Source organism: Streptomyces sp. NPDC002463 (genome assembly GCF_042889835.1).
Taxonomy (GTDB): Bacteria; Actinomycetota; Actinomycetes; order Streptomycetales; family Streptomycetaceae; genus Streptomyces; species Streptomyces nymphaeiformis.
Genome location: NZ_JBIARL010000015.1, coordinates 230,213 through 236,510 on the forward strand (window position 1 = coordinate 230,213; position 6,298 = coordinate 236,510).

6 protein-coding genes are annotated in these 6,298 nt (G+C 72.3%); 4 read left to right on the forward strand and 2 right to left on the reverse strand.

Features of this window, described 5'->3' with window-relative positions; translation table 11 throughout:
• Window positions 1-12: 12 nt before the first annotated feature.
• Window positions 13-528 carry a GtrA family protein gene (locus tag ACFYX3_RS28895; protein WP_376594918.1) on the reverse strand — a complete coding sequence of 172 codons (516 nt, stop codon included), beginning with the start codon at window positions 526-528 and terminating at the stop codon, window positions 13-15.
• A 188-nt stretch (window positions 529-716) separates the two neighbouring features.
• On the opposite strand from ACFYX3_RS28895, the gene ACFYX3_RS28900 reads away from it, so the two are divergent.
• The 4 genes from ACFYX3_RS28900 (at window position 717) to ACFYX3_RS28915 (ending at window position 4,648) form a co-directional block, all read left to right on the forward strand.
• Window positions 717-1,856: a 5-(carboxyamino)imidazole ribonucleotide synthase gene (locus ACFYX3_RS28900; RefSeq protein ID WP_359507880.1), complete on the forward strand. Its 1,140-nt coding sequence runs from the start codon at window positions 717-719 to the stop codon at window positions 1,854-1,856.
• A 19-nt stretch (window positions 1,857-1,875) separates the two neighbouring features.
• The gene (gene purE, locus ACFYX3_RS28905) at window positions 1,876-2,373 is read left to right on the forward strand and encodes a 5-(carboxyamino)imidazole ribonucleotide mutase (protein ID WP_086824477.1); all 498 of its coding nucleotides are present in this window, start codon (window positions 1,876-1,878) and stop codon (window positions 2,371-2,373) included.
• On the forward strand, window positions 2,370-3,566 hold the full coding sequence (locus ACFYX3_RS28910; protein WP_389019218.1) for a dipeptidase: 1,197 nt from the start codon (window positions 2,370-2,372) through the stop codon (window positions 3,564-3,566). The genes purE and ACFYX3_RS28910 overlap by 4 nt, the downstream gene beginning before the upstream one ends.
• A gap of 173 nt (window positions 3,567-3,739) precedes the next feature.
• Window positions 3,740-4,648, forward strand: a complete 909-nt coding sequence (locus tag ACFYX3_RS28915; RefSeq protein ID WP_382659643.1) for a membrane dipeptidase — start codon at window positions 3,740-3,742, stop codon at window positions 4,646-4,648.
• 61 nt (window positions 4,649-4,709) lie between these two features.
• Here the strand turns inward: ACFYX3_RS28915 and ACFYX3_RS28920 are convergent, their stop codons facing one another.
• A complete protein-coding gene (locus ACFYX3_RS28920) occupies window positions 4,710-6,035 on the reverse strand; it encodes a UDP-glucose dehydrogenase family protein (RefSeq protein WP_389019222.1) in 1,326 nt (441 codons plus the stop codon).
• Between the last annotated feature and the right edge of the window lie 263 nt (window positions 6,036-6,298).

Sequence of the window (6,298 nt, forward strand, 5' to 3'; positions counted from 1 at the left end):
GCGGGGGAGGGGTCAGACGCGGTCGGGCTGGCGGCGGTCCGCCTGCCGCGGGGCCTGCTCCAGGAACGATTCGGCGGTCTGCACGGCCTCCTTCGCCGGCAGCGCGCGGAACACCCACGTGCGGTACGACCAGAAGCGGAACAGCGTCGCGACGCCGATGCCGAAGAACTTGAAGAAGTTGCTCTGCAGCGGGGTGTCCCAGCCGAACCCGTACGTCGCCGCGTACAGCAGACCGTTCTGGATCACCAGGCCGACCAGGCTGAAGACGAGGAAGAGCGTCAGCTCCTTGGCGCGGCTGCTCTTGTCCCGGTCCCGGTAGGTGAAGTACCGGAAACCGAGGTAGTTGAAGACGATCGCGACCACGGTGGCGATGACGCTCGCCCGCACGACCGGCAGGTCCGAGAAGTGGCGGACGAGGTTGAACACCCCGAGGTCGACCAGGACCCCGACGGCACCGACGGCGCCGAACTTGGCGACCTCCCGGAAGAGCCCCTGGAGTCGCATGCGCAGCGCGCCGGGTTCACTCATGGTGATCGCTCTGTCCCGTCCGTCCGGTCGACGTCCGGGCGACGTCAACCCAACCACTCTAACCAGGGCCCCTGTCACCCGCCTGTGTACCGCGCAAACCTGTGGAGAACCCGTCCCCCGTCCGCTCCGTCCTTGTGGCAATCCACAGCCGGACGAGTGTTCCCCGATGGTGCGGATACCCTAAGAGGGTGACGTTCCCCGTGGTAGGCATGGTCGGAGGCGGGCAGCTCGCCCGCATGACCCACGAGGCGGGTATCCCCCTCGGCATCAAGTTCAAGCTCCTCAGCGACACCCCGCAGGACTCCGCGGCCCAGGTGGTGAGCGAGGTCGTCCTCGGCGACTACCGCGACCTGGACACGCTGCGTGACTTCGCGCGCGGCTGCGACGTGATCACCTTCGATCACGAGCACGTGCCCGCGGAGCACCTGGCGGCCCTGGAGGCGGACGGCATCGTCATCCGCCCCGGCCGCGAGGCCCTCGCGCACGCGCAGGACAAGGGGGTGATGCGCGCGCGGCTCGACGAGCTCGGCGCGCCCAGCCCCCGGCACCGCATCGTGGCGGACCCGGCGGACGCCGAGGCCTTCGCGGCCGAGGTCGGCGGCTTCCCGATCATCCTGAAGACCGTCCGCGGCGGCTACGACGGCAAGGGCGTCTGGTTCGTCCGCACGCCCGAGGACGCCCGCGACGCCTTCCTCGCCGGCGTCCAGGTCCTCGCCGAGGAGAAGGTCGACTTCGTCCGCGAGCTCGCGGCGAACATCGTCCGCTCCCCGCACGGCCAGGCCGTCGCCTACCCGGTCGTCGAGTCCCGCCAGGTCGACGGCGTCTGCGACACGGTCATCGCGCCCGCTCCCGATCTCGACGAGGAGCTGGCGGGGCAGGCCCAGGAGCTGGCCCTGCGGATCGCCAAGGAGCTGGGCGTCGTCGGCCACCTCGCCGTCGAGCTGTTCCAGACCACGGACGGCCGCATCCTCGTCAACGAGCTCGCGATGCGCCCGCACAACTCCGGCCACTGGACCCAGGACGGGGCGATCACCTCGCAGTTCGCCAACCACGTCCGGGCGGTTCTCGACCTGCCCCTCGGCGATCCGCGCCCCCGCGCGCGGTGGACCGTGATGTGCAATGTCCTGGGCGGCGACTTCCCGGACATGTACTCCGCGTACCTGCACTGCATGGCCAGGGACCCGCAGCTCAAGATCCACATGTACGGCAAGGACGTGAAGCCCGGTCGCAAGGTGGGCCACGTCAACACCTACGGCGACGACCTCGACGACGTGCTGGAGCGCGCCCGTCACGCCGCCGGCTATCTGCGAGGAACGATCGTTGAGTAATCCGCTCATTGGCATCGTCATGGGATCCGACTCCGACTGGCCCGTGATGGAGGCCGCGGCGCAGGCCCTGGACGAGTTCGAGATCCCGTACGAGGTCGACGTCGTCTCCGCCCACCGGATGCCGCGCGAGATGATCGCGTACGGCGAGGAGGCCGCGGGCCGCGGGCTCAAGGCGATCATCGCGGGCGCCGGCGGCGCCGCCCACCTGCCGGGCATGCTCGCCTCCGTCACCCCGCTGCCCGTCATCGGCGTGCCGGTGCCGCTGAAGTACCTCGACGGCATGGACTCGCTGCTCTCGATCGTGCAGATGCCGGCCGGCGTCCCGGTCGCCACGGTCTCCGTCGCCGGCGCGCGGAACGCGGGTCTGCTCGCGGCCCGGATGCTCGCCGCGCACGACGCCGACCTCCTCGCCCGGATGACCGAGTTCCAGCAGGAGCTCAACGACCAGGCCACCGAGAAGGGCAAGCGCCTGCGCGCCAAGGTCGAGGGCGCCGAGTCCTTCGGCTTCGCCAGGTGAGCGCGGCCGACCGTCTGGAGGAGGCCCGCGAGCTGCTCGCGGGCCACCCCGTCGTCGACGGCCACAACGACCTCCCCTGGGCGCTGCGCGAGCACGTGCGCTACGACCTGGACCGGATGGACATCGGCGCGGACCAGACCGGCGCGCTCCACACCGACCTCGCCCGGCTGCGGGCCGGGGCGGTCGGCGCCCAGTTCTGGTCGGTGTACGTGCCCTGCGAGCTGACCGGCGACCACGCCGTCAGCGCCACCCTGGAGCAGATCGACATCGTCGACCAGCTCCTCGACCGGTACGCGGGCGAGCTCGCGCCCGCCCTGACCGCCGACGACATGGAGGCGGCCCGCAAGCAGGGCCGTATCGCCTCGCTCAAGGGCGCCGAGGGCGGCCACTCGATCAACAACTCCCTCGCCACGCTGCGCGCGCTGCACGCCCTCGGCGTGCGCTACATGACGCTCACGCACAACGACAACAACGACTGGGCGGACTCGGCGACCGACGCGCCGCGCGTCGGCGGTCTGACCGCGTTCGGCCGCGAGGTCGTCCGCGAGATGAACCGCAGCGGCATGCTCGTCGACCTGTCGCACGTCGCCGCGAGCACCATGCGGGCCGCGCTCGACACCTCGGCCGCGCCGGTGATCTTCTCGCACTCCTCGGCCCGCGCGATCTGCGACCACCCGCGCAACGTCCCGGACGACGTCCTGGAGCGGCTGCCCGCCAACGGCGGTGTCGCGATGGCCACGTTCGTGCCCAAGTTCATCCTCCCCGCGGCCGTCGAGTGGACGAACCGCGCGGACGAGAACATGCGGGCGCACGGACTGCACCACCTCGACACCACCCCGCGCGGCATGGAGGTCCACCGCGCCTTCGAGGCGCTCCACCCGCGCCCGATCGCCACCGTCTCCACGGTCGCCGACCACCTCGACCACATGCGCGAGGCCGCCGGCATCGACCACATCGGCATCGGCGGCGACTACGACGGCACGGCCTTCACCCCGGCCGGCCTCGACGACGTCGCCGGCTACCCGAACCTGATCGCGGAGCTCCTGCACCGCGGCTGGTCGCACCAGGACCTGGCCAAGCTGACCTGGTCCAACGCGGTCCGCGTCCTGCGCGACGCGGAGGCCGTCTCCCGCGACCTGCGCGGCCGCACAGCCCCGTCGAACGCGACGATCGACGTGCTGGACGCGCCGTAGGGCCCGTGTGACGGGTCCCGTGCGACGGCGCCTGTGACGGCGCCCGTGTGACGGGTCCTCACCCGGACGGCCCACTCCGCCGAGCCCCGCTCAGGGGCCGGTGGCACGGTGGACGGTACTGCCCCGCCGCTCTCGGCGGGGCGGTACTGCATCGCCGAGTCCGGAGTAACACCATGGCGGAACTGCTAGACGACCTTCCCACCACCCTCCCGACCGTGCCCGCCGCCCCGGAGCCACCTCCGCCGCTCGACGAGACGGCACGCGCCAAGGCCCTCCTCGCCGCCCAGCCCGTCACCGAGGGCCACGCCGAACTCCCCGGCTCCCTCGACCCCGAGGACCTGCCGCCCGCCCGCGCCCCGGAGACCGGGGCCCAGCTCTGGTGCCTGGACGTCGGTCCCGACGAGGGCGTCATCGGGACCCTGCGGCGGATCGACTCCGTCCGCGCCCTCGTCGCCGCCTGTCCCGAGGACCTGCGCCTCGCGTACACGACCTCCGAGCTGGCCCACGCCCGCAACTGCGGCCGCGTCGCCGCCCTGCTCGGCCCGGTGAACTGGACGGCGCTCGGCGGCTCGGCCGCCACCCTGCGGGCCTACCACGCCCTCGGTGTGCGGGCCGTGAACCTCACCCGCTTCGACCGCTTCGCCCGCGACGCGGTACGGGAGATGAACCGCATCGGCCTGGCCGTGGACCTCTCCGGCGCCGACCCGGACACGGTCCGCCTGGCCCTCGCGGTCACCCGCGCCCCCGCCCTGCTGACCAGGGCGGCTCCGGAGGCCCTGCCGGACGACGTCCTGCGCCTCCTCGGCGAGAACGGCGCCGTCCTCATGGTCGCCGTCACCGAGGACCCGGAGGCCGCCGCCGACGCCCTCGACCGGGTACGGGCGGAGGCGGGCCCGCACTGCGCGGGCGTCTCCCACACCACCGCCCCGGCCGCGGGCTACGTACCGCTCTTCGCGGAGCTGCTCCGCCGGGGCTGGACCGCCCGGGAACTCGTCGGCCTCGCCCACGCCAACGCCACCCGGGCGCTGCGGGAGACGGAGTTCCTGGCCCGGACGAACCGGATCCGGCCGGCCGCGGCCTGACGGCGGGTACGCGAGAGGGGCGCACCGCCGCGCGGCGCGCCCCTCTCGGGTTCGCCGTACGTCAGGCGGTCGGGCGGCCCATCGCCCGGTACGCCCAGCCGGCCGCCCGCCAGCGCTCGCCGTCGAGGGCGTTGCGGCCGTCGAGGATGACCCGCGTCGAGGTGACCCCGGCCAGCTCGGCCGGGTCGAGCTCGCGGAACTCGCGCCACTCGGTCAGGTGCAGCACGACGTCCGCGCCGCGCACCGCTTCCAGGGCCGAGGAGGCGTAGCCGAGGGTCGGGAAGACCTTGCGGGCGTTGTCCATGCCCTTCGGGTCGTAGACGGTCACCTGGCCGCCCTGGAGGTGTATCTGGCCGGCGACGTTCAGCGCGGGGGAGTCGCGGACGTCGTCCGAGTCCGGCTTGAAGGTGGCGCCGAGCACGGCGACCCGGCGGCCCAGGAAGGTGGAGCCGCCGAGGGCCTCGCGGGCCATCTCCACCATCTGGCCGCGCCGCCGCATGTTGATCGAGTCGATCTCGCGGAGGAAGGTGAGGGCCTGGTCGGCGCCCAGCTCGCCCGCGCGGGCCATGAAGGCCCGGATGTCCTTGGGCAGGCAGCCGCCGCCGAAGCCGATGCCGGCGCGCAGGAACTTGGCGCCGATCCGGTCGTCGTGGCCGATGGCCTCCGCGAGCTTCGCGACGTCGCCGCCCGCGGCCTCGCAGACCTCCGCCATGGCGTTGATGAAGGAGATCTTCGTCGCGAGGAAGGAGTTCGCGGCCGTCTTCACCAGCTCGGCCGTCGGGAAGTCGGTCACGACGAACGGCGAGCCCTCGCCGACGGGGACCGCGTACACCTCGCGGAGCGTCTTCTCGGCCCGCTCGCCGCGCACGCCGACGACGATCCGGTCCGGGTGCAGGGTGTCGTCGACGGCGAAGCCCTCGCGCAGGAACTCCGGGTTCCAGGCGAGCTCGACGCCCTCGGGGAGGAGCTCCGCGAGCCGCTCGGCCGAGCCGACCGGGACGGTCGACTTGCCGACGACCAGGGCCCCGTCGCGGACGACTCCGGCGAGGGAGGCGAAGGCGGCGTCCACGTAGCTCATGTCACAGGCGTACTCGCCGTGCTTCTGAGGGGTGTTCACGCAGACGAAGTGCACGTCGCCGAAGGCGCCGACCTCCTCCCAGGAGGTGGTGAAGCGCAGCCGGCCGCTCGATCCCTCGATGCCGGCCACGTGCTTCGCGAGCAGCTCCTCGAGCCCCGGTTCGTACATGGGGACGCGCCCGGCGGAGAGCATCTCGATCTTCTCGGGGACGACGTCCAGGCCGAGGACCTCGAAGCCCAGCTCCGCCATGGCCGCGGCGTGGGTGGCGCCGAGGTAGCCGGTGCCGATCACGGTGATCTTGAGGGCCATGCGGGACTCCAGGGAACGTCGGGCGGAATGCCTGCCCGAGCATAGTCGGGCCGGTCACGGTGCCTGTCGTGGTGCCCTGGTCCGGGGACGGGTCACGCCCTACCATTTGGGTTACTTAACGGTAGTTAGCAAGCGTGGGAGTGAGTGAACGTGGCGGGTTCGTCTGATTTCGACCTGTATCGGCCCTCGGAGGAGCACGACATGCTCCGGGAGTCGGTGCGTGCCCTCGCCGAGGCGAAGATCGCTCCGTTCGCCGCGGCGGT